Here is a 1,527-nt window from a genome sequence, read left to right on the forward strand (position 1 = left end):
CCAAATACCTTTTGCTCCGTCAACTGCTCCGTTCCATATATCAGCGAACCATTGACCGATACCGCTAAAGAATGAAACTATTCCGTCCCATGCACTCTTCAAGAAGTCTACAAAGTCAGCCCATATCTTTTTGCCTGTTTTGGTTTGAGTGAAGAAATAAACTAGACCGGCAACAACAGCGATGATTGCAGCTGCAATTAATACATAAGGGTTAAGTCCAGCAACCTTATTGAAAGCTTTCATTATGCCCATTCCTGATTTAATTGACTTTTGTAACTTTTGGAAAGCACCGATAGCAGTTACTATTCCAGTTCCGATTTTAAAAGCCACAAACCCTGCTATTAGTTCAACTAAAGCCACTTTTATCTCATCTATTGCACCCTTACTCTCACTAAATTTCTTTGCAAAATCAGCGATTTTCTTTATGACATCAGCCAACCATTTTGCCAAATTAGCGATAGTTTTACTTACATTCTCAACAGAACCTGAACTTTCAGCAGTTTTTGAATCTACACCAGTAAATGATTCTATTAGTTGTCCGATTATACTTAGAACTGAACCAAAAGTTGATTTTAAACCGTCCCAAATCTTAGAGAAAGAACTTAAAGCACCATTTTTTTCTAACGCTTCCCATAGTTCTTTGACATACTTGACTATGCTATCTATAGCTTTACCAGCACCTTTGCCCCAATCGTCCATTTTATCAATTATGGCATTGATAACAGGCGTTAAAGCCTCAAGAGTAGGAAGTAAAGCTTGCGATAAGTCTTCATTAAAACCAGACCAAGTGTCCCTTATAGTTTTTGTAGCACCGCTTGAACCGTCTGCTGCTTTTTGCATAGCCTTATCGAGCATATCCATTGAGACAGCACCGTTTGAAACAGCTTCATTGAATGAACCATACTGCTTTAATTGTGGGTTCATTTGCATAACAGTGTCTTTTAAAGAAGCGCTAAGAGCCGTGTTGTTGTCTGTTAACTGATTGATATTTTCAGCAGTAACTTTTCCAGAAGCCGCCATCTGACCATAAGCCTGTGCGACACCTTTTAAATTTTCTCCAGTACCACCAAACGCTTGGTTAGCTTTTACTAACGCTTCTGTTTTACCAACTGCTGTTTTAGCACTATCTCCTAAACCAATGAACGTTGTTGAAAGTTTTAAAGTATCTTCACTATTTGCGTTGGTGTCTCTAGCGAGCTTTTGCATAGATTGGCTTACATAGTCAAAATCTTTTCCATTACCTTTGAACTTCATCGTGTTCTTCAAGGCAATCATAGCTGTTTGAGTATCCATTGCGTCGGATATCCAACCTTTTAAGCCATTACCAACAGCACTAACAGCACTTGAACCGATTTGCCTAAATACACCTACAGCAATCTCTCTAAGACCGCTAAAGCGTGACTTCATGCCATTAATTCCGCTATTAACGCCCTTGGTATCCATTTTAGCTTCAATGTTCCAAGAGCCTGAACTAATAGCGCTCTCGACTTGCTTAATTTCGCCCTCTAGCCTGTTAGCTTGTGTTTC

At 39.3% G+C, this 1,527-nt stretch carries 1 protein-coding gene; it reads right to left on the minus strand.

Annotated elements, in window-relative coordinates; translation table 11 throughout:
• On the minus strand, positions 1–1,527 hold a 1,527-nt coding region (locus tag FDW96_RS11840), incomplete at both ends, for a tape measure protein (protein WP_137365739.1).

Source organism: Citrobacter sp. TBCS-15, assembly GCF_005280815.1.
In the GTDB taxonomy this organism is placed as follows: Bacteria; Pseudomonadota; Gammaproteobacteria; order Enterobacterales; family Enterobacteriaceae; genus Citrobacter; species Citrobacter werkmanii.